Origin of the sequence: Streptomyces sp. NPDC093598 (assembly GCF_044764825.1) — a bacterium.
Lineage (GTDB): Bacteria > Actinomycetota > Actinomycetes > Streptomycetales > Streptomycetaceae > Streptomyces.
Window position 1 is genome coordinate 679,026 of the sequence record NZ_JBIWIV010000001.1, and the last position, 22,768, is coordinate 701,793.

At 70.2% G+C, this 22,768-nt stretch carries 21 protein-coding genes and 1 tRNA gene; 10 read left to right on the forward strand and 12 right to left on the reverse strand.

All coding sequences use genetic code 11. The features are described 5' to 3' along the window. The first annotated feature begins 13 nt into the window (after nt 1–13). The gene (locus tag ACIRDU_RS03170; RefSeq protein WP_403573653.1) at nt 14–562 is read left to right on the forward strand and encodes a hypothetical protein; all 549 of its coding nucleotides are present in this window, start codon (nt 14–16) and stop codon (nt 560–562) included. An 86-nt stretch (nt 563–648) separates the two neighbouring features. Here the strand turns inward: ACIRDU_RS03170 and ACIRDU_RS03175 are convergent. Next, nucleotides 649–720: transfer RNA gene (locus tag ACIRDU_RS03175), tRNA-Val, on the reverse strand. 211 nt (nt 721–931) lie between these two features. On the opposite strand from ACIRDU_RS03175, the gene ACIRDU_RS03180 reads away from it, so the two are divergent. The 4 genes from ACIRDU_RS03180 (at nt 932) to ACIRDU_RS03195 (ending at nt 4,182) form a co-directional block, all read left to right on the forward strand. Continuing rightward, nucleotides 932–1,705, forward strand: coding sequence for a DUF4097 family beta strand repeat-containing protein (locus ACIRDU_RS03180; RefSeq protein ID WP_403573656.1), 774 nt, complete (start codon nt 932–934; stop codon nt 1,703–1,705). Nucleotides 1,706–1,779: 74 nt separating this feature from the next. Next, nucleotides 1,780–3,180, forward strand: coding sequence for a hypothetical protein (locus ACIRDU_RS03185; RefSeq protein WP_403573657.1), 1,401 nt, complete (start codon nt 1,780–1,782; stop codon nt 3,178–3,180). A 22-nt stretch (nt 3,181–3,202) separates the two neighbouring features. After that, a complete protein-coding gene (locus ACIRDU_RS03190) occupies nt 3,203–3,424 on the forward strand; it encodes a zinc ribbon domain-containing protein (protein ID WP_403573660.1) in 222 nt (73 codons plus the stop codon). 65 nt (nt 3,425–3,489) lie between these two features. Continuing rightward, the gene (locus tag ACIRDU_RS03195; RefSeq protein ID WP_403573662.1) at nt 3,490–4,182 is read left to right on the forward strand and encodes a DedA family protein; all 693 of its coding nucleotides are present in this window, start codon (nt 3,490–3,492) and stop codon (nt 4,180–4,182) included. Here the strand turns inward: ACIRDU_RS03195 and ACIRDU_RS03200 are convergent. Genes ACIRDU_RS03200 through ACIRDU_RS03210 form a run of 3 tightly spaced genes read right to left on the reverse strand, consistent with a single transcriptional unit; the run spans nt 4,179 to nt 8,768 of the window. Then, the gene (locus tag ACIRDU_RS03200) at nt 4,179–5,000 is read right to left on the reverse strand and encodes an HAD family hydrolase (protein ID WP_403573665.1); all 822 of its coding nucleotides are present in this window, start codon (nt 4,998–5,000) and stop codon (nt 4,179–4,181) included. The two genes, ACIRDU_RS03195 and ACIRDU_RS03200, sit on opposite strands and share 4 nt — an antisense overlap. Next, entirely contained in the window at nt 5,000–7,597 is a 2,598-nt protein-coding gene (locus ACIRDU_RS03205; protein ID WP_403573668.1) for a phosphoribosyltransferase, read from the reverse strand. Before ACIRDU_RS03205 ends, ACIRDU_RS03200 begins: the two co-directional genes overlap by 1 nt. 4 nt (nt 7,598–7,601) lie before the next feature. Beyond that, nucleotides 7,602–8,768, reverse strand: a complete 1,167-nt coding sequence (locus tag ACIRDU_RS03210) for an HpcH/HpaI aldolase/citrate lyase family protein (protein ID WP_403573670.1) — start codon at nt 8,766–8,768, stop codon at nt 7,602–7,604. A gap of 228 nt (nt 8,769–8,996) precedes the next feature. On the opposite strand from ACIRDU_RS03210, the gene ACIRDU_RS03215 reads away from it, so the two are divergent. Further along, nucleotides 8,997–9,857 (forward strand): TerD family protein, encoded by an 861-nt coding sequence (locus tag ACIRDU_RS03215; protein WP_403573673.1) that lies wholly within the window; start codon nt 8,997–8,999, stop codon nt 9,855–9,857. Nucleotides 9,858–9,894: 37 nt separating this feature from the next. On the opposite strand, the gene ACIRDU_RS03220 is transcribed toward ACIRDU_RS03215, so the two are convergent. The 6 genes from ACIRDU_RS03220 to ACIRDU_RS03245 form a co-directional block, all read right to left on the reverse strand. Next, a complete protein-coding gene (locus ACIRDU_RS03220) occupies nt 9,895–10,632 on the reverse strand; it encodes a Tellurium resistance (RefSeq protein ID WP_403575113.1) in 738 nt (245 codons plus the stop codon). A 130-nt stretch (nt 10,633–10,762) separates the two neighbouring features. Next, nucleotides 10,763–11,908 carry a DUF475 domain-containing protein gene (locus tag ACIRDU_RS03225; RefSeq protein WP_403573675.1) on the reverse strand — a complete coding sequence of 382 codons (1,146 nt, stop codon included), beginning with the start codon at nt 11,906–11,908 and terminating at the stop codon, nt 10,763–10,765. Nucleotides 11,909–12,033: 125 nt separating this feature from the next. Next, nucleotides 12,034–12,609, reverse strand: a complete 576-nt coding sequence (locus ACIRDU_RS03230; protein WP_403573678.1) for a TerD family protein — start codon at nt 12,607–12,609, stop codon at nt 12,034–12,036. A 135-nt stretch (nt 12,610–12,744) separates the two neighbouring features. Next, the gene (locus ACIRDU_RS03235) at nt 12,745–13,320 is read right to left on the reverse strand and encodes a TerD family protein (RefSeq protein WP_248500862.1); all 576 of its coding nucleotides are present in this window, start codon (nt 13,318–13,320) and stop codon (nt 12,745–12,747) included. 147 nt (nt 13,321–13,467) lie between these two features. Next, nucleotides 13,468–13,926, reverse strand: coding sequence for a peroxiredoxin (locus ACIRDU_RS03240; protein ID WP_403573681.1), 459 nt, complete (start codon nt 13,924–13,926; stop codon nt 13,468–13,470). Nucleotides 13,927–14,031: 105 nt separating this feature from the next. After that, the gene (locus tag ACIRDU_RS03245; RefSeq protein WP_062926619.1) at nt 14,032–14,469 is read right to left on the reverse strand and encodes a DUF3052 domain-containing protein; all 438 of its coding nucleotides are present in this window, start codon (nt 14,467–14,469) and stop codon (nt 14,032–14,034) included. A 429-nt stretch (nt 14,470–14,898) separates the two neighbouring features. On the opposite strand from ACIRDU_RS03245, the gene aceE reads away from it, so the two are divergent. Beyond that, on the forward strand, nt 14,899–17,646 hold the full coding sequence (aceE, locus tag ACIRDU_RS03250; protein WP_403573686.1) for a pyruvate dehydrogenase (acetyl-transferring), homodimeric type: 2,748 nt from the start codon (nt 14,899–14,901) through the stop codon (nt 17,644–17,646). An 83-nt stretch (nt 17,647–17,729) separates the two neighbouring features. Continuing rightward, a complete protein-coding gene (locus tag ACIRDU_RS03255) occupies nt 17,730–18,464 on the forward strand; it encodes a potassium channel family protein (protein ID WP_403573689.1) in 735 nt (244 codons plus the stop codon). A 54-nt stretch (nt 18,465–18,518) separates the two neighbouring features. On the opposite strand, the gene ACIRDU_RS03260 is transcribed toward ACIRDU_RS03255, so the two are convergent. Both ACIRDU_RS03260 and ACIRDU_RS03265 read right to left on the reverse strand, forming a co-directional pair. Next, complete coding sequence (locus tag ACIRDU_RS03260; protein WP_403573692.1) at nt 18,519–18,827, reverse strand: small hydrophobic protein; 309 nt, start codon at nt 18,825–18,827, stop codon at nt 18,519–18,521. Nucleotides 18,828–19,062: 235 nt separating this feature from the next. Then, nucleotides 19,063–20,604 (reverse strand): MFS transporter, encoded by a 1,542-nt coding sequence (locus ACIRDU_RS03265; protein ID WP_403575116.1) that lies wholly within the window; start codon nt 20,602–20,604, stop codon nt 19,063–19,065. 199 nt (nt 20,605–20,803) lie between these two features. On the opposite strand from ACIRDU_RS03265, the gene ACIRDU_RS03270 reads away from it, so the two are divergent. After that, entirely contained in the window at nt 20,804–21,436 is a 633-nt protein-coding gene (locus ACIRDU_RS03270) for a TetR family transcriptional regulator (RefSeq protein WP_403573695.1), read from the forward strand. A 73-nt stretch (nt 21,437–21,509) separates the two neighbouring features. Next, on the forward strand, nt 21,510–22,727 hold the full coding sequence (locus ACIRDU_RS03275; protein WP_403573698.1) for an alpha/beta hydrolase: 1,218 nt from the start codon (nt 21,510–21,512) through the stop codon (nt 22,725–22,727). The last annotated feature ends 41 nt before the right edge of the window (nt 22,728–22,768 follow it).

A 22,768-nucleotide genomic window follows, 5' to 3' on the forward strand; every position in this document is an offset into this window, starting at 1 on the left:
CCGAGGGAGAACCATGAGCCGGCAGTACCCGCAGCAGCCGAACCAGCCTCACCCGCAGCAGCCCGGTTACGGCGCTCCGGCGCCCCAGCCGCCCAAGAAGCGCGGCGTGGGCAAGATCGCGGGCCTCGGCTGCGCGGGCATCCTCGCCCTCTTCGTCATCGCCGCCGTCGCCACGGGCGGCGGCGACGACAGCGGCGACACCTCGAACAAGGACAAGGCCGTCACCGCCGACGGCAAGCCAGGGGGTGACAGCCCCGAGAAGGCCGGGCCGGCCGACGAGAAGCCCCAGGCCGAGCAGTTCCGCAGCTGCGTCGCCGAGAACGGCACGGACACGGAGAAGGCCGCGGTCGAACACGTCACGAAGGTGACCGGCGCGGACAAGCGCAACGACATCCTCGACGCGGCCGAGGTCTTCACCGACTTCACCGGTGGCCTGATGGGACCCCACCAGGGCGAGGGCAAACTGATCGCCTCCGCGTTCACCTCCTGCTACGAGTCCGAGAACGGCCTCGTCACGGTGTACGACAAGGACGGCGAACTCCTCGCCAACGCGAATTACTGACCCCCCACTGACCCATGCCGCCGGGGCCCACAGGAAAGGCCCTCCAGGGATATCCCTGGAGGGCCTCCGACCCGAACTCGGCGCTGTGGGCGCGGACGGTTTCGAACCGCCGACATCCTGCTTGTAAGGCAGGCGCTCTACCCCTGAGCTACGCACCCGGCTCCCGGGCCACGCGCCCAGGACGAGTCGACAGCCTACATTGCCCGGGGCAGGGTCCCGCAAACCCGTATCGCCGGCGCGCACCGGGCCCGTACCTGGGGTTAACCCCACCCCTGATCCGGGAGTGGCCCGGATCCCCCGGCGGGCCCTGGGTCCATACGGTCGTAGAGCGCCCCAGAGCGCCCGTCGTCCGTCCAGGGGGAGATCGTCATGACCACACGCACCGCCGCTGCCCGCGCCGCCGCCCTCACCGGAGCGGTCGTGGTGCTCGTCGCCGGTCTCAGCGCCTGCGGCGCGTCCGCCGGGGACGACACGGACCCCGACCACCGGTCCTTCGGCCTCCAGGGCCGCACCCTCACCGTCGACTCCGACGACTCGGCCCTGGAGATCGTCGCCGCCGACCAGAACCCCGCGGGCAGGATCGAGGTCACCCGGTGGTTCCAGGGCTCGGTCGTCGTCGGCAAAGAGCCCCGGGTCACCTGGGACATGCGGGACGACCGCCTGGTGCTGCGGCTGAAGTGCTCCGGCATCGTCGCCGACTGCTCGGCCAGGCACCGCATCGAGGTGCCCCGCGGCATCACCGTGAAGGTCCAGGACGGCGACGGCAGCGTCCGCGCGCAGGGTTTCCGGGACCCCCTGAGCATCCGCACCGGCGACGGATCCATCCGTGTCACCGACACCACCGGCCCCCTGGAGCTGCGCACCGGCGACGGATCCATCCGGGCGGACGTCTCCTCCCGCGACGTCCGCACCCACACCGGCGACGGCTCGGTCGGCCTCGAACTCGGCGTCGTACCGGACCGCGTGGAGTCCCGCAGCGGCGACGGTTCCGTGACCATCGCACTGCCCCGGGCCACTTACCGCGTGACCACCGAGACCGGCGACGGCGGCGTCGATGTGTCCGTGCCCCGCGACGACACCAGCTCCCATGTGGTGTCCGCCCACACCGGCGACGGCAAAGTGACGGTGCGAACAGCGAACTGACCGGCCCGTGTGTTCGTCCTCAACCGGTGGGAGAATGACACCGGGCAGGGTGGACCACAGCACGGGAGAGGGATGTGACGGCGACACCAGCGCAGCCGTACTCGCCGTCGGTGCCGCGCGCACAGCGTCCGCGCCGCCGCATCCCCCGCCCTCCCGGCCCGCTCCGCGACACCCTCGCCCTGACGATGCTGCCGCTGCTGGCCGCACTGGCCCTGCCCGCCGCCTTCGCGGGCGGGGGCACCAGGCGCTGGTTCGGCGGCCGGGCCGAGAACCAGCGGGCCGAGGCGCAGGCCGCGAAGGACGCCGCCGCGGCCGCCTTCTACGAGCTCGACACCGCCCAGCGTGACCTGCGCATCTCGATCGAGACGATCACCGCCGTCGACGACTCCCCCGCCGCCCGGCGCGCCGTCGCCGACTTCGACGCCCTCGGCCGGCGCATCGACGAGGCCAGCCACCGCTACATCAACGCCGTCGACGCCCACGACCTCGACCGCCACGACCTGGAGGCCTCCGCCGCCTCCCGGGCCCGTGGCGAGCTGACCGCCGCCCAGGAGGAACTCGGCCGGGTCAAGCAGGAACTCGACCGTTTCACCGACGGCCTCGGCCCGCTCCTCGGCAAGGCCGAGACCCAGCTGGCCCGCCTCGCCCCGGCGGTCGAACGCGCCCGCCAGGCCCTGCTCGCCGCCGCCAACGCCCTCGACGCCGTCCGGGCGTCGGGCCTGAAGGCGGACGACCTCGCCGCCCGGCTCGCCGCCCTCTCCCCGGAGCTCACCAAGCTGAACCAGGGCGCCGGACAGCACGGCGTACCGCAGACCCTGGAGCGGGCCGAGCGGGTCACCCGCGAGGCCGAGGCGGTCCGTGTGGAGGCCGAGCGGCTGCCGGACCGCGCCGCCGAGATCGACCACCGGCTCGTCTCCCTGCGCACCCGCGCCCAGGCCCTCACCACCCGCTCCGAGCAGGTCGAACCGACCCTGAGCGAACTCCGCCGCCGCTTCACCGCGGCCTGCTGGCAGGACCTTCAGCACGTCCCCGAGGTGGCCGCCGAGAACGTCCGCCAGGCCGAGACCAGACTGGCCGAGGCCCACACCGCCCGCGGCGAACAGCGCTGGGCCGACGCGACGGCCCTGCTGTCGACCGTACGGGCCCTGCTGAACAGCACCGACGAGGCCGTCTCGGCCGCAGGCGACCGGCTGCACCGCCTGAACGCCGTGCAGAAGGACCCCCAGCAGGAGATCGACCGCACCCGCTTCGCCATCCGCGACGCCCAGCGCCTCGCCATGGCCGGGCGCAACACCCCCGACCCGCGCCACGCCCGGCCCCTGGACGACGCCGTGTCCCGCCTGGACCGCGCCATCGCCGGCCTCGAGGGCCGCCACCCCGACTACTGGCACTTCCTCACGGAGACGGAAGCGGTCCGCCGGGCAGTGGCCCGCGTGGTCTCCGAGATCCGCGAGGAACGCGGGGCCGGCCACTGACCGTGCCGGTTAACCTGTGCGCATGCCTCGCTACGAGTACCGCTGCCGGACCTGCGGCGACACCTTCGAACTCAGCCGTCCCATGGCGGAGTCCTCCGACCCCGCGGCCTGCCCCTCGGGCCACGACGACACGGTGAAGCTCCTCTCCACGGTCGCGGTCGGCGGCTCGGCCTCCGCGCCGGCCCCGGCCCCCCGCTCGGGCGGCGGTGGGGGCGGCTGCTGCGGAGGCGGCTGCTGCGGCTGACGCGTTCCCCCGGTTCCCCGGGTTTCCTCAGGAGTCCTTCAGCTTCGGTTTCCTAGCGTGGTGGCATGACAGCCATCGCAGCGGACGCCGGACCGCAGTGGGTCAACGACCTGATGGACGCGCTGGGCGCGCCGGGCGCCGGGCTCGCCATCGCCCTGGAGAACCTGTTCCCACCGCTGCCCAGCGAGGTGATCCTGCCCCTCGCCGGGTTCGCCGCGAGCAGCGGCCGGATGAGCCTGCTCGCCGTCCTGCTGTGGACGACGGCCGGCTCGGTGATCGGCGCGCTCGCACTGTACGGGGTCGGTGCGCTGCTCGGCCGTGACCGGACGGTGGCGATCGCGGCCCGGCTGCCGCTGGTGAAGGTCTCGGACATCGAGAAGACGGAGGCGTGGTTCCTGCGGCACGGCACCAAGGCGGTGTTCTTCGGCCGGATGATCCCGATCTTCCGCAGCCTGATCTCCGTGCCGGCGGGAGTCGAGCGCATGCGCCTGCCGGTGTTCCTGGGGCTGACCACCCTGGGCAGCGCGATCTGGAACACGGTGTTCGTGCTCGCGGGCTACTTCCTCGGCGCCAACTGGCACCAAGTGTCGGACATCGTCTCCGCCTACTCGAGGATCGTCTTGGTGGTGGCTGCCGTGGCGGTGCTGGCGTTCACAGCCCTACGGCTGCGACGACGCCCCGAAAGGGCCGCGGGGAACTGCGCGACAAGCCACAACGAACCGGTACCCGCACGATCCCCGCGCCCCCCGAACTCCTAGGGGGTGTCCGCGCCGGACCCGGCGGCAGCGAGGAGCTCCCGCAGGATCCGCTCCCCGGCCAGCACCCCCCGTTCGGGAAGCGCCCTGAGGGCGGGGGCCGTCCAGCCGGTGTCGGCCAGCTCGCCGTGGCCGGGGCGCCAGCCCCGGTCGGCCGCGAGGAGCAGGTCGGCGTCGAGCAGGGAGTCACCGGCGGCGAGGGTGAGATCGGCCCCGGTCCGCCGGGCGACCTCGCGCATCGCCGCGCTCTTGGTGAGCGGCTTGGGAACGGCGTAGATCTTGCGGCCCTGGAGGGACACGGTCCAGCCGCGGTTCTCCGCCCACACCGCGAGTTCCTTCACCCAGTCCTCGTGCAGCAGTTCACGCTCCACGACGAGGTAGGCGAAGAGGTCGTCGGCGACGCGGTGCTTGCGCACCCACACCGGGTCGGCGGCCCTCAGCAGGTGTTCCTGCACCTCGGCCAGGGGCGCGCACTGGTCGGCCAGCCGCGCGGTGACCTGTGCGTGCCAGTCGGGGTCGGAGACGCCGTCCACCAGGAGGTGGCCGCCGTTCGCGCAGATCGCGTACCTGGGCTCCGGGCCCGGCAGGTTGATGCGCTGGTACTGCTTGCGCGTCCGGGTCGTCGTGGGCACGAACACGGCCGCGTCGCCCAGGTCGGTGAGGAGCTGGGCCGCCGTCTCCGTCATGTACGACAGCGGCTTGCTCTCGTGCACCTCCACACACAGCAGCCGGGGCGCCCGCGCGTCCGGCATGGTCAGCGCCAGAGCGGCGGCGGAGTAGATCAGGGTGCGGTCGAGGTCGCTCGCGACGAGTGCGGGCATCAGAGGGTCACCGCCTTGCCGTCGGCGCCGGTCGCGCCCCGGGTGTACTTGGGGTGGATCAGGCCGACGCAGGTGTAGGGCAGTGCGTCGACCTCCTCGACGGGCACGCCGCGTTGCTCGGCCAGCAGGCGTACGTGGTCGAGGTCGCTGCCCGCCCCGGCGCGCGCCAGGACCTTCCAGGGCACGCGGCGCAGCATGACCCGGGTGGTCTCGCCGACGCCGGGCTTGACGAGGTTCACGTCGTGGATGCCGTACTCCTCACTGATGCGCTCGACGGCGGCCCAGCCCTCCCAGGTGGGCGAGCGGTCGGTGGCGAGCAGTTCCTTGGCCTGGGCGCAGGCCGCGTCCGCGACCTCGGGGAAGCGGGCGGACACGGCGTCGAGGAAGGTCACCGAGACGTCGGTGCCGGCGAGTTCGCGGTAGAACTTCGCGCCGTGGAAGTCGTGCGGGCCCACCAGGTCCGCGCGGAGCACGGTCCGCGAGATCAGGCCGGAGACGGTCGAGTTGAGGCAGGCCGAGGGGATGAGGAAGTCCTCGCGCGTGCCGTAGGTGCGGACGCAGGAGCCGGGGTCGGCCAGGACGGCGATCTCGGGGCTGAAGCCGGTGATGCCGTCGGACTTCTCGAACTCATCGATGGCCTGGGCGAGTTCGCGGGTGATGGCGCCCTTGCCCGTCCAGCCGTCGACGAAGACGACGTCCCGGGGGTCGTGGTGCTCGGCGAGCCAGCGCAGCGCGTTGGCGTCGATGCCGCGGCCGCGGACGATCGACACGGCGTAGTGCGGCAGGTCCAGGCCGTGCCGGTACTGGGCCCAGCGGCGCATGAGGATGCCGACGGGGGTGCCGGCGCGGGCCAGGGAGACCAGGACGGGGCGGGGGGAGCATTCCGCGAGGACCGTCTCCGTGACCACGCCGACCGCCTGGGCGATGCGGGCCGCCGAGGTCTCCAGGGCGGCGTGGAACAGCTCCTGGTACTGCTCGCTCGGCTGGTACTCCACGGGCAGCGACTCCGCGTAGTGCGCGCCACCGCTCTGGATCGCCTCCTCGCGCTCCTCGGTCGGCGCCTCCAGCGTCACGTCCGAGAGGTCCTGGAGCAGCCAGCCGACCTCCTCGGGCGCGTACGAGGAGAAGGCGGGGCCGCGGAGGGGCTCGGGCAGCATGGAGGGCCTTTCGGGGGCGTGCGACGGTATGACGGCGAGGAGGACCCGCGGCGTGTGCGCGGCGAGGCAAGCCAGCAGACCGTCGGGCGCGTGCAGCGCGGGGGTGTCCCCGGCCGAGTCGACCACCGCGACGACGGCGTCGAAGCCGGCGCCCGCCACGTTGTAGGCGTACCGCTCGCCGGGGCCGTCGGCGGGGTCGTCGTGGGCGGGGAAGGCGAGGCGGGTGCGTATCGCGTAGCCGGGGTCGTCGACGGCGAGGACGGGCGAGCGGGTGGTGGTGGAGTAGCTGACCTCGATGCCGGTGGTCCGCTCCAGCTCGCGGGCGAGCCTGAGGGGGGCGTACATCAGCTCCTCGAAGCCGAGGATGTGTACGCGGCGGGCGTTGCGAGGCAGAGCCTCGGCGATCCGGGCCGCCATGGCCGGCAGGGCGGCCTCCAGCCGGGCGCGGTGGGCGGGCGTGAACCCGTGCCGGCCGCCGTCCGGCAGGTCGGCGGGCCAGTGCAGGTCGATGCGGTGGTCGTCCGGCTGTGGGCCGGTGGGGGCTGATCGCGCGGTTCCCCGCGCCCCTTGAGGGCTGCGCCCCAGGGGCGCGGGGAACCGCGCGACCGGCCACGACGGCGCCGCGGACGGCCGATCACCGGCCGCCGCACTGTCCGCCTCGTGCCGTGCCACCAGTTCCTGCCCCTTCTCCAGCACCCCCTCGGGCAGCCGTACGGTCCCCGAGGCCGCCGTGACCAGGTCGACCCGGGCGCCGATCTCCTCGGCGAAATCCGCGAGGCGGTTCGCGTCGGCCGGCGACCGCATATCGACCAGGGCCACCACGACGTACCTCCGCCGCGGATACCGCTCATGAAGGTCACGGATCGTGTTCAGCACGGTGTTCCCCGTGGAGAACTCGTCGTCGACCAGGACCAGCGGCCCGTCGCCGGTGAGCAGCGCCGGGTCCTCCGGCAGCAGCAGGTGCGAGGTGGCGTGGGAGTGGGACTCCTCGAAGCCGCCGGCCGGGGTGAGCCCGGCGACCGGGCGGCGGGTGGAGTGCAGGTAGGGGGCGAGGCCCAGGCCGTCGGCGACGGAGTGGCCGAGGCCGGTCGCGGTCTCCGCGTAGCCGAGGACGACGGCCTTGCGGGCCTCGTCGTCGCCCAGCAGCTCACGGACGCGCCGGCCGAGCTCCACGCCGTAGCCGTACACCACGGACGGCGACTGCGGCACGTGCTTGCCCAGCACGTTCGACACCAGCAGATGGGCCCGCTTGGGGTTGCGGCGCAGGGCCAGCCCCAGCAGGCCGGTCAGCCGGTCGTCGCCGACGAGCTCGACGCCGAGCCGCTCGGCGACCCAGCTGCCGGACCAGACGCCGTCGGTGCCGTCGCCCGGCCCGGCCGGTGCATCGGCGCGCACCTCGTGGTGCTCCCCCTCGTTCACTGCCTTCTCCGCCTTCTCCATGCCGTCAGCCCGGCAGCCCTGCCGCCAGCAGTTCCACGAAGCCGATGTCCTGGTTCGCCACGCCGAAAACCTCGGCACGCAGCAGGGTCCGCTCGGCCCAGGCCCGATGCGGCTTCACTTCGTTCATCTTGTTCGTGTACGCCGACCTCAGTACACCCCCGCCGCCGCACTCGGGGCGCAGGATGTCCTGGGCGTCCGAGAACTCCTCGTGGCTGACGACCGACAGGGCGTGCACCGGCAGCACGTGCGAGGGGTGGATGCAGGTCTTGCCGAGCAGGCCGTTGGCGTGGTCCAGGGAGATCTCCCTCAGCAGGCCGTCCATGGCGTGCTCAATCAGCTTCTCGCGCAGTTCCGCGGCCTGCACCTCCAGGAAGGGGCTCTGCCGCAGCAGCGGCTTGAACATGCGCTCCTGGACCCGGAAGTACTCCCACACCGGCCCGGTCACCGTGAAGCCGGTGCCGTCGGCGCGGCCCAGCATGTTCACCACGTCGGCGATCACGGAGGCCACGATCTGCACGTCGTAGGCCGTCATGTCGGGGCCTCTGCGCAGTCCGTAGGAGGAGCAGAAGTCCGTCACTCCGAGGCGCAGGGCGAGCACGCGGTCGCGGTACTTGTCGATCGCCCGGAAGATGCCCTCCAGGGTCTCCACACGCGACTCCCGGTAGAGCAGCTCCGGGGACTCCAGGACGGGCATGGCGAAAAGGCGGCGGCCGCTTTCGGCCTCGGCGGTGGTCAGGGCCTCGAAGAAGGGGATGCCGCGTTCCTCGGTGAACTTGGGCAGGACGAATCCGGACAGCAGCCGGACGGCGGGGCCGAGGCGTCGGACCAGGTCGGGTATCTGCTCGGGGGCGCGCACCCGGATGAACAGCAGCGGCAGGTCGGCGTCCGGGACGCCGTCGAGGGCCGTGAACTGGCGGACGAGGTTCTCCTCGCCGGGGCCGACGTCCGCGTCGTCGATCGAGTCCTCCAGGCACAGCACCATCGAGACCACACCGCGCCCGGCCTGTTTGAGGACGTCGTCGGCGAGGCGCGGCCGGGTGGCCGGGCTGTAGAGCGTGGCGCCCAGGGCGGCCGAGAGCAGCCGGGCCGGTGAGTCCGCGGTGAACGCGCACGGCTCGCGGAAGAAGAGACGCTTCCTAACCTCAGGGGCGATGTGCCCGAAATGACGCATGGAACTCCCCCGTGGTGGTTGTACGGCCTGCGAATCGATGAAAGCTGGCCGGTAATAGTACGTAGATGTCCATGTCGCAGGTTCCCATCAGGCATGAACTTCAGGTAACGCGGGCAATCACAGCCAGTACCCGGCCACGACAACGGTAGTCCGCGACGGCGGTCGGCGCCGCTCGCGACCGCGGCCCCCGCGTTGTCGTGAGCAGGACCGAGAAGGCAGGATGACCGCATGACGCACGCCATGCTGAAGGGGTCGAACGTCCCGCTGGAAGCCACCACGGTACGCGCCGTGCTGCGCTGGACACCCGGGCAGGGGGTTCCGGACGTCGACGCCTCCGCGCTGCTCCTCGGCCCCGGCGGTCGTGTGCGCTCCGACGAGGACTTCGTCTTCTACAACCAGCCCCGGCACCCGGCCGGGAAGGTGTGGCGGCTCGGCAAGAAGCGGGTCGCCGAGGGCCTGACCGACACGATCCAGACAGAACTCACCGGTGTCGAGCAGGAAGTCAGCCGGATTCTGCTGGTCGCGTCGGCGGACGGCGTGACGTTCGACCGCGTACAGGCGCTGCGCATCCTGCTGTACGACGCCGCGGGCTCCGACACCGAGGCGCTGGCGTATTTCGACGTCAAGCCGGAGACGGGCCAGGAGACCGCGCTGATCTGCGGGGAGTTGTACCGGCGCGGGGAGGGCTGGAAGTTCCGGGCGCTGGGCGAGGGCTATTCGAACGGCCTGAAGGGGCTCGCAACGGACTTCGGCATCTCGGTGGACGAGTCGGAGGCGGCGGAGGAGCCGACCACGACGGTCCCCGCACCTCCCACCACGAACACGCCCGGGCAGCAGACGACCGCGGGCGCCGCGCAGCAGCCCCCCGAGGTCTCCCTGCCGCTGCCCCCGGAGCAGCCGACCGCGGTGCCCGCTCAGCCCGGGTACGGGTATCCGCAGCAGCCGCCGCCGACGCAGCCGGCGTACGGCTACCCCCAGGCACCGGCCGCGGGGGCGCAGACCGGCTACGGCTACCCGCCGCCGGTCACGGCGGTACCCGACCCGGACTTCCGTCTGCCCCCGCAGGGCCCGCAGTTCATCGGGCGCTGAGCAGAGCTCCGGGAGGGGGCCCGTCGAGGCGCCGCAGTCAGCGGTCGACCTTGGTCTTGTAGCCCCGCCCCCACTGGAGTCCCCACCCGTACAACCGGTCGAGTTCGGCCTGGAAGCCGTAGACGAACTTCGCCTCGCGGCGGACGACGATCTCGTTCTTCACCTTCTCGATCATGACGACGGCGCAGGAGCGGGCCTGCGGCTGGCGTTCGTCGAGGTGGATCTCGATGCGGGGGCCGTTGCTCGGGTAGAGGGTGACGATGGCGTGGGCGCGGTCGAAGGCGGGCGTCTGGTCGTAGATGTAGACGAAGACCAGCAGTCGCTTGATGTTGTCGCGGTGATCGAGGTTGATGTACATCGTCTCGCCGGACGCGGAGCCGAAGCGGTCGTCGCCGCTGAGTTTGACGTACGGCGCGGCGTTGGTGTCTCCGAAGTAGCCGCCGAGGGGCTGGACGACGCCCTTGCTGCCGTCCTGGAGTTCGTAGAGACAGCCGAGGTCGAGGTCGACGTTGACCATGCTCTGGCTGTGGCCGACGACCTCGGGGGGCTTGAGGGCCCGGAAGGGATGGCGCAGCAGACTCTCGCGCTGGGAGCCGCCGATGTCGGACGTGCGCATCCGCCAGCTCAGGTTGACGCGCAGATGGCCGGTGGCCGCGCCCTGTTTGGTGAGTGATATCTGCGCGCGCCGCTTGGTCAGCTCGATCGCGTTGGTCGACGCGTCGCCCGAGTCGAACTGTGCCTCGCGGCCCCGCCGAAGTCCGTCGAACAGGCCCATTCCGCCCCCACGTTCACTTGGAGACCGCAGGTCGTCGCCGTACCCACGGCCCATGAAGACCGACGGGGCGGCCACCGAGGTGTCACCTCGGTGGCCGCCCCGCACAGAGCGTTCCTCACCCGGAGGGGTGTCACACCCCGGACGGGACCTCAGTCTTGGAGTCCGAGCCGGCGTCTCCCTCGGCCGCCGCGATGGCGCGGTTGCGGCGGACGGAGGACCAGAAGGAGGCGCCGATGAGGACGACGCCGATGAGGCCGGTGATGATCTCGTTGATCTCGAAGCGGATGGTGACGAGCAGGATCGCGGCGAGCGCGCCGATGGCGTAGTGCGCGCCGTGCTCCAGGTAGACGTAGTCGTCGAGGGTGCCCTGGCGGACCAGGTAGACCGTCAGCGACCGGACGTACATGGCGCCGATGCCGAGGCCGAGGGCCATCAGGACGATGTCGTTGGTGATGGCGAAGGCGCCGATGACGCCGTCGAAGGAGAAGGACGCGTCTAGGACCTCGAGGTAGAGGAACATGAAGAACGCGGCCTTGCCGGCCACGACGACCGCGGAGCGCGGCTTGCCGGCGCGCACGGCCTCTTCTTCCTGCTCGTGCTCGCGTTCCTCCTCCTCTTCGAGCTTGTCCTCGAAGTAGCCGGAGAGACCGCCCACGATCATGTAGGTGATCAGACCCGCGATACCGGAGAGCAGAACGGTCTCCGCCTTGTCGACGTGGGTGCCGCCGTGCTGGTGGGCGTGCGTGGCGAAGGTCATCGCCGAGATCAGCAGGACGATGAGCGCGATGCAGACCGACAGCATGTCGACCTTGCCGAGCTTGGCCAGCGGGCGCTCCAGCCAGCCGAGCCACTTGATGTCCCGGTCCTCGAAGATGAAGTCCAGGAAGATCATCAGCAGGAACATGCCACCGAACGCGGCGATCGACGGGTGGGCGTCCGTCACCAGCTGCTGGTACTGGTCCTTGTCGGTGAGCGCGAGATCGACGGCCTCGATCGGCCCGAGCTGCGCGCTGATCGCGACGATCACGACAGGGAAGACGAGCCGCATGCCGAAGACGGCGATCAGGATGCCGATCGTGAGGAAGATCTTCTGCCAGAAGGCACTCATCTTCTTCAGGATCCCGGCGTTGACCACCGCGTTGTCGAAGGACAGCGAGATCTCGAGGACGGACAGGATCGCAACGACGCCGAACGCGGTCCACCCTCCGTAGAAGACCGCTGCGACCAGGCCGAGCGCGGTGACCGCGAACGACCACCCGAAGGTTTTCAGAACCACTGGCTACCCAATCGTGTGTGTACGGGGCTCCCCCGCGCCGTACCCGGCTTTACGAAACTTTGAAGCGGAAGTCTAGTCGGCATCCCTTCGCGCCCCACGGGGCCCCGGATTTTGCTCATATCGCGTTATGAGACGTTGACCCCGAAGTCCAGTGCGATGCCCCGCAGCCCCGACGCGTACCCCTGTCCGACGGCCCTGAACTTCCACTCGCCTTGGTAGCGGTAGAGCTCACCGAAGATCATCGCGGTCTCCGTGGAGGCGTCCTCGCTCAGGTCGTAGCGGGCGAGCTCCTGGCCGTCGGCCTGGTTCACCACGCGGATGAAGGCATTGCTGACCTGGCCGAAGGCCTGGCCGCGCTCGTCGGCCATGTGGATGGAGACGGGGAACACGATCTTGTCGCACTGCGGCGGCACCTTGGAGAGGTCGATCAGGAGCGACTCGTCGTCGCCGTCGCCCTCTCCGGTGAGGTTGTCGCCGGTGTGCTCGACCGAGCCGTCCGGGCTCTTGAGCTGGTTGTAGAAGACGAACCACTCGTCCCCGAGCACGCGCCCGCTGTTGCACATCAGGGCGCTGGCGTCGAGGTCGAAGGGCGCTCCGGTGGTGGAGCGCGCGTCCCAGCCGAGCCCGATCATCACCTGAGTGAGGTTGGGTGCGGCCTTGGACAGGGAGACATTGCCCCCTTTGGCGAGCGTGACGCCCATGCTGATGTCCCTCCCCTTGGGCCACAGGCCCGGTGATGTCACTGAGGTGGTCCTGCACGTCCGGCGCCGCACGTAAACCGTGCGGCGCCGGACAAGAAGACCTCGGGGCCCTGTCGCCAGGGCCCTTCAGGTGGGTCAGACGTTCACGCCGAAGTCCTGCGCGATGCCGCGCAGGCCCGAGGCGTAGCCCTGGCCGATGGCGCGGAACTTCCACTCCGCGCCGTGCCGGTAGAGCTCACCGAAGACCATGGCGGTCTCGGTGGAGGCGTCCTCGCTCAGGTCGTACCGGGCGATCTCGGCGCCGCCGGCCTGGTTCACGACGCGGATGAACGCGTTGCGCACCTGGCCGAAGGACTGCTGGCGGGTCTCGGCGTCGTAGATCGAGACCGGGAAGACGATCTTCTCCACGTCGGCCGGGACCGTGGCGAGATTGACCTTGATCTGCTCGTCGTCGCCCTCGCCCTCACCGGTGAGGTTGTCGCCGGTGTGCTCGACGGAGCCGTCCGGCGTCTTGAGGTTGTTGAAGAAGATGAAGTGCTGGTCGTTGCCGACCTTGCCGGAGTTGTTCAGCAGCAGCGCGCTGGCGTCCAGGTCGAAGTCCGTGCCGGTCGTGGTGCGGACGTCCCACCCCAGACCGATGATGACCGCGGTCAGGCCCGGCGCCTCCTTGCTCAGCGATACGTTGCCGCCCTTGCTGAGGCTGACTCCCACGAGTCCTCCATTGGTGTCCAGGGGCGGGGTGCCCCGTTGTGCTCGGATGTCGGATCAACGAGTCGATCCTAGTGACGGGTTCCCGCCCCTCGCAGGCCCTGAAGCCGAGAATTCGGCGGGTGTCGAGCGCATGCCGCCCGACCGGCGTCACAGGGAGTCGAGCGCCTTCACGTAGTCGTTCAGGTCGCGCGCGTCCGGCAGGCCGTTGACGACGGTCCACCGCACGACGCCCTCCTTGTCGATGACGAAGGTGCCGCGCACGGCGCAGCCCTTGTCCTCGTCGAAGACGCCGTAGGCCCGTGAGACGTTGCCGTGCGGCCAGAAGTCCGACAGCAGCGGGTACTCCAGGCCCTCCTGCTCGGCGAAGACGCGCAGGGTGTGGATGGAGTCGTTGGAGACGGCGAGCAGCTCGGTGTCGCGGTCGGAGAACTGCGGCAGGTTGTCGCGCAGCTCGCACAGCTCGCCGGTGCACACGCCGGTGAAGGCGAAGGGGTAGAAGAGCAGCACCACGTTCTTGGAACCGCGGAAGTCGGACAGCTTCACGCTCGCGCCGTGGTTGTCCTTGAGCTCGAAGTCGGGGGCCTTCTCGCCGACCTGGATCGCCATCGCTGTGGGTGTCCCTTCATGGTCTTTTCCGGTGGGACCACCCTACGCAGGCACCGGCACAGGCCGGTGGGCGGGCCGACAGCGCCGGCCCGCCCCGCCGTACGACTAACGCTTGGACTTGGCGGCCTTGGGCGTGGCCAGCCGGCTGCCGCTCCAGTCCTTGCCGACGCTGACGCTCTTGGACGCCGTCAGACCCGCCGTGGTGGCGGCTTCCGAGATGTCGCTCGGCTCCACGTACCCCGAACGGCCGGTCTTCGGCGTCAGGAGCAGGATCGCGCCGCCCTCTTCGATGTACGTGGTGGCATCCACCAGCGCATCCGTCAGGTCGCCGTCGTCGTCACGGAACCACAGCACAACGGCATCGGCCACGTCGTCGTAGTCCTCGTCCACCAAGTCGGCCTCGATGATGCCCTCGATGGCCTTGCGGAGCTCCTGGTCCACGTCGTCGTCGTAGCCGATCTCCTGGACCACCTGCCCGGGCTGGAACCCCAGCCTGGCGGCAGGGTTCGTCCGCTCCTCCGCGTGGTCCGCGGTCGCGCTCACGGGTTGCCTCCTGATCATGTTTTGGGAATAACTCAGCCACGCGCGTGCGCGAAGCATTGGCCGTAGTCCACACGGGCGGGACGGATCGCGCAAGTACCCGGCCGTTCAGACCGCCGAAACGGTGACGATCCTGGCGGTGTCACCGCAACTCCAGGCACACCATCATGACCCCAGGTGACGCACACCACACCTTTCTGCCCTGTTTGGGCGTTTGGGAATCGTCTGTGGGTACGAGACTCGAAGGTATTCGCCCCATACGTCACGGAGTCGAGGCGGAGTCGATCTCACGCTCGGGTTACCGCTCGGTAGAGATGACGATTCACGGCCCCGAGGTGGACCATGGGGAACGGCGCAGCCCCCAGCGACGACGCCCAGCGACGACAGCGAAACAGCGGCCTTCGCACGGCCCTCTGACAGGTAAGGAACAGCGTGGCTTCCGCATCCGATCGCAACCCGATCATCATTGGCGGCCTTCCGAGTCAGGTTCCTGACTTCGATCCCGAAGAGACGCAGGAGTGGCTCGACTCCCTCGACGCCGCCGTCGACGAGCGCGGCCGGGAACGCGCCCGCTACCTGATGCTGCGGCTGATCGAGCGGGCTCGCGAGAAGCGCGTGGCCGTGCCGGAGATGCGCAGCACGGACTACGTCAACACCATCCCCACCAAGAGCGAGCCGTTCTTCCCGGGCAACGAGGAGATCGAGCGCAAGGTCCTCAACGCCACCCGCTGGAACGCGGCGGTGATGGTCTCCCGGGCCCAGCGCCCCGGCATCGGCGTCGGCGGCCACATCGCCACCTTCGCGTCCTCCGCCTCCCTCTACGACGTCGGCTTCAACCACTTCTTCCGCGGCAAGGACGAGGGCGACGGCGGCGACCAGGTCTTCTTCCAGGGGCACGCCTCCCCGGGCATCTACGCCCGCGCGTTCCTGCTGGACCGGCTCGGCGAGGAGCACCTGGACGGCTTCCGCCAGGAGAAGTCGAAGGCGCCGTACGGCCTGTCGTCGTACCCGCACCCGCGTTTGATGCCGGACTTCTGGGAGTTCCCGACGGTGTCCATGGGCCTCGGCCCGATCGGCGCGATCTACCAGGCGCGGATGAACCGCTACATGCACGCGCGCGGGATCGCCGACACCTCCAAGTCGCACGTGTGGGCGTTCCTCGGCGACGGCGAGATGGACGAGCCGGAGTCGCTGGGCCAGCTCACGCTCGCCGCCCGCGAGGGCCTGGACAACCTGACCTTCGTCGTCAACTGCAACCTCCAGCGGCTCGACGGCCCGGTGCGCGGCAACGGCAAGGTCATCCAGGAACTGGAGTCGGTCTTCCGCGGCGCCGGCTGGAACGTGATCAAGCTGGTCTGGGACCGCAGCTGGGACCCGCTGCTCGCCCAGGACCGCGACGGCGTGCTGGTCAACAAGATGAACACCACGCCGGACGGACAGTTCCAGACGTACGCCACGGAGACCGGCGCGTACATCCGCGACCACTTCTTCGGTGACGACCACCGGCTGCGGGCGATGGTCGAGGGCATGACCGACGACCAGATCCTGCACCTGGGGCGCGGCGGCCACGACCACAAGAAGATCTTCGCGGCGTACAAGGCGGCAGTGGAGCACAAGGGCCAGCCGACGGTCATCCTCGCCAAGACGATCAAGGGCTGGACGCTGGGCCCGAATTTCGAGGGCCGCAATGCCACGCACCAGATGAAGAAGCTGACGGTCGACGACCTCAAGCGCTTCCGCGACCGCCTGCACCTGCCGATCCCGGACAAGGAGCTGGAGTCCGGCGTGCCGCCGTACTACCACCCGGGCCGGGACTCGGAGGAGATCCAGTACATGCACGACCGCCGCAAGGGCCTCGGCGGTTACGTCCCCACGCGTGTGGTCCGCTCCAAGCCGCTGGCGCTGCCCGAGGACAAGACGTACGCGACGGTGAAGAAGGGTTCGGGCCAGCAGTCCATCGCGACCACGATGGCGTTCGTGCGGCTCCTCAAGGACCTCATGCGGGACAAGGAGATCGGCAAGCGGTTCGTACTGATCGCGCCGGACGAGTACCGCACGTTCGGCATGGACTCGTTCTTCCCGAGCGCGAAGATCTACAACCCGCTGGGCCAGCAGTACGAGTCGGTCGACCGTGACCTGCTGCTCGCCTACAAGGAGGCGCCGAACGGCCAGATGCTGCACGACGGCATCTCGGAGGCCGGCTGCACGGCGTCCCTGATCGCCGCCGGTTCGGCCTACGCCACGCACGGCGAGCCGCTCATCCCGGTCTACGTCTTCTACTCGATGTTCGGCTTCCAGCGCACCGGCGACCAGTTCTGGCAGATGGCCGACCAGCTGGCGCGCGGTTTCGTCCTGGGCGCGACCGCCGGCCGTACGACCCTGACCGGTGAGGGCCTCCAGCACGCGGACGGCCACTCGCAGCTGCTGGCCTCCACGAACCCGGGCTGCGTCGCGTACGACCCGGCGTTCGGCTTCGAGATCGCGCACATCGTGAAGGACGGCCTGCGCCGGATGTACGGCGGCTCCGAGCAGCACCCGCACGGCGAGGACGTCTTCTACTACCTGACCGTCTACAACGAGCCCATCCAGCACCCCGCCGAGCCGGAGAACGTGGACGTCGACGGCATCCTCAAGGGCCTCTACCGGTTCAGCGAGGGCACGGCCGGCTCGATCCCGGCGCAGATCCTGGCGTCCGGCGTCGCGCTGTCCTGGGCGATCGAGGCCCAGAAGATCCTGGCCGAGGACTGGAACGTCAAGGCGGACGTCTGGTCGGCGACCTCCTGGAACGAGCTGCGGCGCGAGGCCGTGAGCTGTGAGGAGCACAACCTGCTGCACCCCGAGGAGGAGCAGAGGGTGCCGTACGTGACGCGCAAGCTGGCGGACGCGCAGGGGCCGGTCGTGGCCGTGTCCGACTGGATGCGGTCCGTCCCGGACCAGATCGCGCGCTGGGTGCCGCAGACGTACCAGTCGCTCGGCGCGGACGGCTTCGGCTTCGCCGACACGCGGGGCGCCGCCCGGCGGTTCTTCCACATCGACGCGCAGTCGATCGTGGTGGGCGTGCTGACCGAGCTGGCCCGTGAGGGCAAGGTCGACCGCTCGGTGCTCAAGCAGGCCATCGACCGGTACCAGCTGCTCGACGTGTCGGCGGCGGACCCGGGCGCCGCGGGCGGCGACGCCTGACGGCTTCGGCCCTGTCAAGGGGTGGTGAGCCTCACGGGTACACCGTGGGCACACCACCCCTTCACGTTTCCTACGATTCCGTCATGCAGCAGCAGTCGGCCCGACTCCGTTGGGAACAGCACACACAGCGGCCGCTCTTCGGCCTGGCCCTCGCCTTCGCGGTCGCCTATGCCGTGCCGATCGTCCGGCCCGACGCGAGCCGGGACGTGGTGGAGGTGTGCACGGCCGTCGAGTGGGTGGTGTGGGGCGCGTTCGCGCTCGACTACGTCATACGGCTGGGGCTCGCGGAGCAGCGGCTGGTGTTCGTACGGACGCACTGGCTCGATCTGGGGGCGGTGCTGCTGCCGATGCTTCAGCCGATGCGGCTGCTGCGGCTGGTGTCGACGCTGCTGCTCGTCGGGCAGCGGGCGCGGATGGCCTCGCAGATAAGGCTGACGACGTATGTCGTGGGTGCCGTGGTCGGGTTGCTGATGTTCGGGTCGCTGGCCGTGCTGTCGGTGGAGCGGGACTCGCCGGACGGGAACATCAGGACGCTGGGTGACGCGGTGTGGTGGTCCTTCACGACGATGACGACCGTGGGGTACGGGGACCACGCGCCGACCACCGGGCTGGGGCGGATGCTTGCGGTCGGGCTCATGCTGTCCGGGATCGCGCTGCTCGGTGTGGTGACGGCGAACATCGCCGCCTGGTTCATCGCGCGGTTCGAGAAGGACGACGTCGAGGAGCGGCGTCAGACCGAGGCGATCCGGGAGCTGACGGACGAGGTGCGGGCGCTGCGGGGGGAGTTGGCGGCGCTCAAGGGGACGCCGGCGGAATGACGGGAGGGCCCCCGGCCGAACAGCCGGGGGCCCTTCCCACACGCGTCACCCGGGTCAGAACATGCCCACGCCCGGTGTGGCCGCTCCGGACAGCCAGAGGATGGCCAGGAGCGTGTCGATGGCGCCCAGGACCAGGGCGATCACGGCCGCGGTGGGGCGGGAGCCCGACCACGCGCGGCCCATGGCGAGCCAGCCGCAGACCATCGCGGCGGGACCGAGAACGATCCCCAGCACGAAGAAGCCTGCAACGGCGCAGATGACTCCGATGAGTCCGAGCGTCGCGCGATCCGTCCCGGTCCGTGACCACGTCCGGCCACGTGAGCGGGGGTGCCTGCGCGTACCGTGTCCGAAGCTCGCCATCATCAACTCCCGTAAACCCTCGATCGGTTGGGGTTCGGTTCGGGTATGACATGGCGAGTACCCCGTCAGCGGGCTTCAATCCCGCTGCCTGCGCGCCGCCCCCCTCCGGCAGCGCGCCGCAGCGTCCGCCCTCCATGCCCTGCGGAGGACTTGACCCACTGTGACCTGCGAGACGTGCCGGAGGGGAGGGTTCGGCGGCTGCGTTCACCCTGATAGGCGAACGAGCCGCCGGGAACCGTCAGATGTGCGCCGCGCCCGCGCCGGCCTCCGCGTTCTCACCGCGCTTGGTGAGGAACGCGACCAGCACCGCCGCCACCGCGACCCCGGCCGCGACGAGCGAGGCCGCGCTCATGCCCGAGATGAACGTGTCGTGCGCGACGCCCGTGATCTTCGCGGCGATCGCGTCGGGCGTGCCCGGTGCCACCGGCGGGACGCCGACCTGGACCGCCTCGGAGGCCTGGTGCTCCTGCTCCGGGGTGAGCGGCGGCAGGCCCGCCTTCTCCCAGTTGCCCGCGAGGTCGCTGTTGACCTTGGACGCCATCACGGCACCCAGCACGGCCGTACCGAGGCTGCCGCCGATCTGCATGGCGGCCTGCTGGAGACCGCCCGCGACGCCCGAGAGCTCCATCGGGGCGTTGCCGACGATGACTTCGGTGGCGCCGACCATGACCGGCGCGAGGCCGAGGCCCAGCAGGGCGAACCAGAGCGACATGATGCCGCTGCCGGTGTCCGTCTCCAGCGTCGACATCCCGTACATGGCGATCGCGGTGAACGCCATGCCGCCCGCGAGCGGGACCCGGGGGCCGAGCTTGGTGATCATCGCGCCGGCGAGCGGCGAGCCGACGATCATCATGCCGGTGAGCGGCAGCAGGTGCAGACCCGCGTCGATCGGGCTCATGCCGTGCACGTTCTGGAGGTAGAACGTCACGAAGAACAGACCGCCCATGAACGCGATGGCCATCAGCACCATCAGCACGACACCGGCGGACAGCGCCACGGAGCGGAACAGCGCCAGCGGGATCAGCGGCTCCTTCACCTTCGTCTCCCAGAAGCCGAAGAGGGCGAAGCACAGCACCGAAGCGCCGAGGAACGTCAGCGTCTTGACGTCGCCCCAGCCCCACTCGGACGGCGGGGCCTTGATGAGCGCCCACACCAGGCAGAACACGGCGGTCGACAGCAGGGCGATGCCCAGGATGTCGAAGGAGCGCGGGGCGTTCTCGGCGCGGTGGTCGAGCAGGATCAGCACGCCGAGGACGACGGCGAGGACACCGACCGGCACGTTGATGAAGAACACCGACTGCCAGTTGACGTGCTCGACGAGCACACCGCCGAGGATCGGGCCGCCCGCGGTGGACGCGCCGATGACCATGCCCCAGATGCCGATGGCCATGTTCAGCTTCTCGGCCGGGAAGGTCGCCCGCAGCAGGCCGAGCGCGGCCGGCATCAGCAGCGCGCCGAACAGACCCTGGAGGACGCGGAAGACGACGACGAACGCGATGCTGTCGGACAGGCCGATCGCGCCCGAGGCGGCGGCGAAGCCGACGACGCCGATGAGGAAGGTCTGCCGGTGGCCGAAGCGGTCGCCGAGCTTGCCCGCGGTGATCAGGGAGACCGCGAGGGCGAGGAAGTACCCGTTGGTGATCCACTGGACCTCGGCGAACGTGGCGCCGAGGTCCTTCTGGATGGCCGGGTTGGCAATGGCCACGATGGTGCCGTCGAGGGCCACCATCATGACCCCCACAGCGACGGTGATGAGGGTGAGCCAGGGGTGCCCTCGCATCCCCTTGCCCGGCGTCGCGTCCGACGGCGCCGCCGGCGCCTTGCCCCCCGACCCCGTCGTGTCGATGGTGGTCTGACTAGTCATACCGCGAGGCTAATGACAGCCACTGACAGTTGACAAACCAATTCACTAGTCGGTTACTGACACGACATACCCGTATAGCCTGAACTGGGCAAACACTTCAGACGAAAGGCACGTCTTGAACCTGCGCGAACGCAAGAAACGGCGCACCCGGGACGCACTGCTGCGGGCCGCGCTGGAACTCTTCGCCACGCGCGGGTACGACGAGACCACCGTCGACGACATCGCCGCCGCCGTGGACGTCTCGCAGCGCACCTTCTTCCGCTACTTCGCCGGCAAGGAGGAGACGGCGTTCTTCGTGCCGCGCCTCGCGGAGACACTCGTCGTCGAGGCCCTGCGGACGCGCCCGCCGGGCGAGGTTCCGCTGGAGGCGCTGCGCCGGGCCGTGCTGGAGAGCTGGGACGCGATCAACGAGGCCGTCGAGGAGCTCGTGCCGATCGACCTCCACATGCGCGTCTACCGGGTGATCGAGTCGACGCCCGCGCTGCTCGCCGCCCATCTGCGGCGGTCGGCGGAGCTGGAGGAGCAGCTCGCCCGCATCATCGCCGAGCGCGAGGGGCTCGACGTGGACGCCGACCCCCGGCCGAGGATCATCGTGGCCCTCTTCGGCGGGGTGATTCGTGTCACCGAGCGACTGTGGTCCGCGGGGGACGACCTCAGCCTCGACGGAATGCGCGAACTCACCACCGCATACCTGGATCAGGTGGGTCCCGCACTGGCCGGGAACTGGCGTGCGGAGCGGTCCCCTTAACGCTTCCACCGAAACGTGATCCCGGTCACTTGGTTAACGCGAGACCCTCTCGTTCTCCTAGTGTGTCCTTTCAGTGACTTCCTTCGACACCTCCCCGCAACTGAACGTCTGGCGCGCACTGCTCGCGCTGGCCGTCGTGTTCGTGATGCTGGCGACCACCGGCTGGACGGCCATGCGCAACCAGCGGGGCGCCACGCCGCTCCAGGCCTCGCTCTCCGCCTGGGAACACGGCCGGATCGGCGGGCACCGGCTGCCCGACCCGCAGTCCGAGCCGGCGAAGCTCGCCCGCTTCTTCAGCTCGCTCACCGCGCAGGAGCGTTCGACCCTGGTCCGCAAGTACTCGCTCGCGGTGGGCAACATGAACGGCGCGCCGGTCGAGCTGCGCTACCGCGCCAACCACCTCGCGCTCGCCAAGGCGCGCAAGGTCGAGCGGGAACGCATGCACGACAAGCGCCTCACCCCGGCCGGGCAGCAGGAGGCGGGCCGCAGGATGCACCGCCTCGAGGACCTCATGGAGCGGGGCCGTCACATCCTGGCCTTCGACCCGGAGGGCTCGGGCCGGGTGGCGGAGGTCTTCGGGAACCTGCGCAGGGCGGAGCGGGTCTCGGTCGTCGTCCCCGGCGTCGACACCGATCTGCTCACCTTCCAGCGCACCAACCGCAAGTACGCGGCGCCCGTCGGCATGGCCAAGTCCCTGTACGCGGCCGAACAGCGGGTGAGCCCCTCGACCCGTACGGCCGTCATCGCCTGGGCCGACTACACGGCGCCCAGCGGACTCGGCATCGACTCGGCCACGGCGATGCGTGCCCAGGAGGGTGCCGTACGGCTGAACGACCTGGTGCGGGCGCTGCCGGGCAGTTCGCCGGTCTCGCTGTTCTGCCACAGCTACGGCTCCGTGGTGTGCGGGGTCGCCGCGCACGCGCTGCCGGACCGGGTGTCCGACATCGCGGTGGCCGGCAGCCCGGGCATGCGCGTCGAGAAGGCCGCTCAGTTGCGGACCACCGCCCGGGTGTGGGCGATGCGGGACTCCGACGACTGGATCCAGGACGTGCCCTATCTGGAGGTCGGCGGGCTGGGCCACGGAGCCGATCCGGTGTCCACCGGATTCGGGGCGCGGGTGCTGTCGGCGGCGGGTGCGAAGGGTCACGCGGGCTACTTCGAGCCGGGGACGGCAAGTCTGTTCAATTTCGCGGAGATCGGCGTTGGCGCATACCGCTCGGTGCACTGCGCGCACGAAGACGGCGTCTGCCGTACCGGTTTGTCCGGCACGGCGGCGGCCCGACGCGCGTAGAAGCGAAGAAATTACGGTCTGCTCGGGAGGGGGACGGAGGA

What these genes read in the sequence shown, in the direction of transcription:
- ACIRDU_RS03170 (WP_403573653.1), top strand. Translation starts at nt 14, where the DNA reads ATGAGCCGGCAGTACCCGCAGCAGCCGAACCAGCCTCACCCGCAGCAG.
- ACIRDU_RS03230 (WP_403573678.1), bottom strand. Translation starts at nt 12,609, where the DNA reads ATGGGCGTCACGCTCGCCAAAGGGGGCAATGTCTCCCTGTCCAAGGCC.
- ACIRDU_RS03200 (WP_403573665.1), bottom strand. Translation starts at nt 5,000, where the DNA reads ATGCCCGCACTCGTCGCGAGCGACCTCGACCGCACCCTGATCTACTCC.
- ACIRDU_RS03210 (WP_403573670.1), bottom strand. Translation starts at nt 8,768, where the DNA reads ATGCGTCATTTCGGGCACATCGCCCCTGAGGTTAGGAAGCGTCTCTTC.
- ACIRDU_RS03190 (WP_403573660.1), top strand. Translation starts at nt 3,203, where the DNA reads ATGCCTCGCTACGAGTACCGCTGCCGGACCTGCGGCGACACCTTCGAA.
- ACIRDU_RS03205 (WP_403573668.1), bottom strand. Translation starts at nt 7,597, where the DNA reads ATGGAGAAGGCGGAGAAGGCAGTGAACGAGGGGGAGCACCACGAGGTG.
- ACIRDU_RS03220 (WP_403575113.1), bottom strand. Translation starts at nt 10,632, where the DNA reads ATGGGCCTGTTCGACGGACTTCGGCGGGGCCGCGAGGCACAGTTCGAC.
- ACIRDU_RS03195 (WP_403573662.1), top strand. Translation starts at nt 3,490, where the DNA reads ATGACAGCCATCGCAGCGGACGCCGGACCGCAGTGGGTCAACGACCTG.
- ACIRDU_RS03260 (WP_403573692.1), bottom strand. Translation starts at nt 18,827, where the DNA reads ATGATGGCGAGCTTCGGACACGGTACGCGCAGGCACCCCCGCTCACGT.
- ACIRDU_RS03180 (WP_403573656.1), top strand. Translation starts at nt 932, where the DNA reads ATGACCACACGCACCGCCGCTGCCCGCGCCGCCGCCCTCACCGGAGCG.
- ACIRDU_RS03255 (WP_403573689.1), top strand. Translation starts at nt 17,730, where the DNA reads ATGCAGCAGCAGTCGGCCCGACTCCGTTGGGAACAGCACACACAGCGG.
- ACIRDU_RS03215 (WP_403573673.1), top strand. Translation starts at nt 8,997, where the DNA reads ATGACGCACGCCATGCTGAAGGGGTCGAACGTCCCGCTGGAAGCCACC.
- ACIRDU_RS03265 (WP_403575116.1), bottom strand. Translation starts at nt 20,604, where the DNA reads ATGCGAGGGCACCCCTGGCTCACCCTCATCACCGTCGCTGTGGGGGTC.
- ACIRDU_RS03240 (WP_403573681.1), bottom strand. Translation starts at nt 13,926, where the DNA reads ATGGCGATCCAGGTCGGCGAGAAGGCCCCCGACTTCGAGCTCAAGGAC.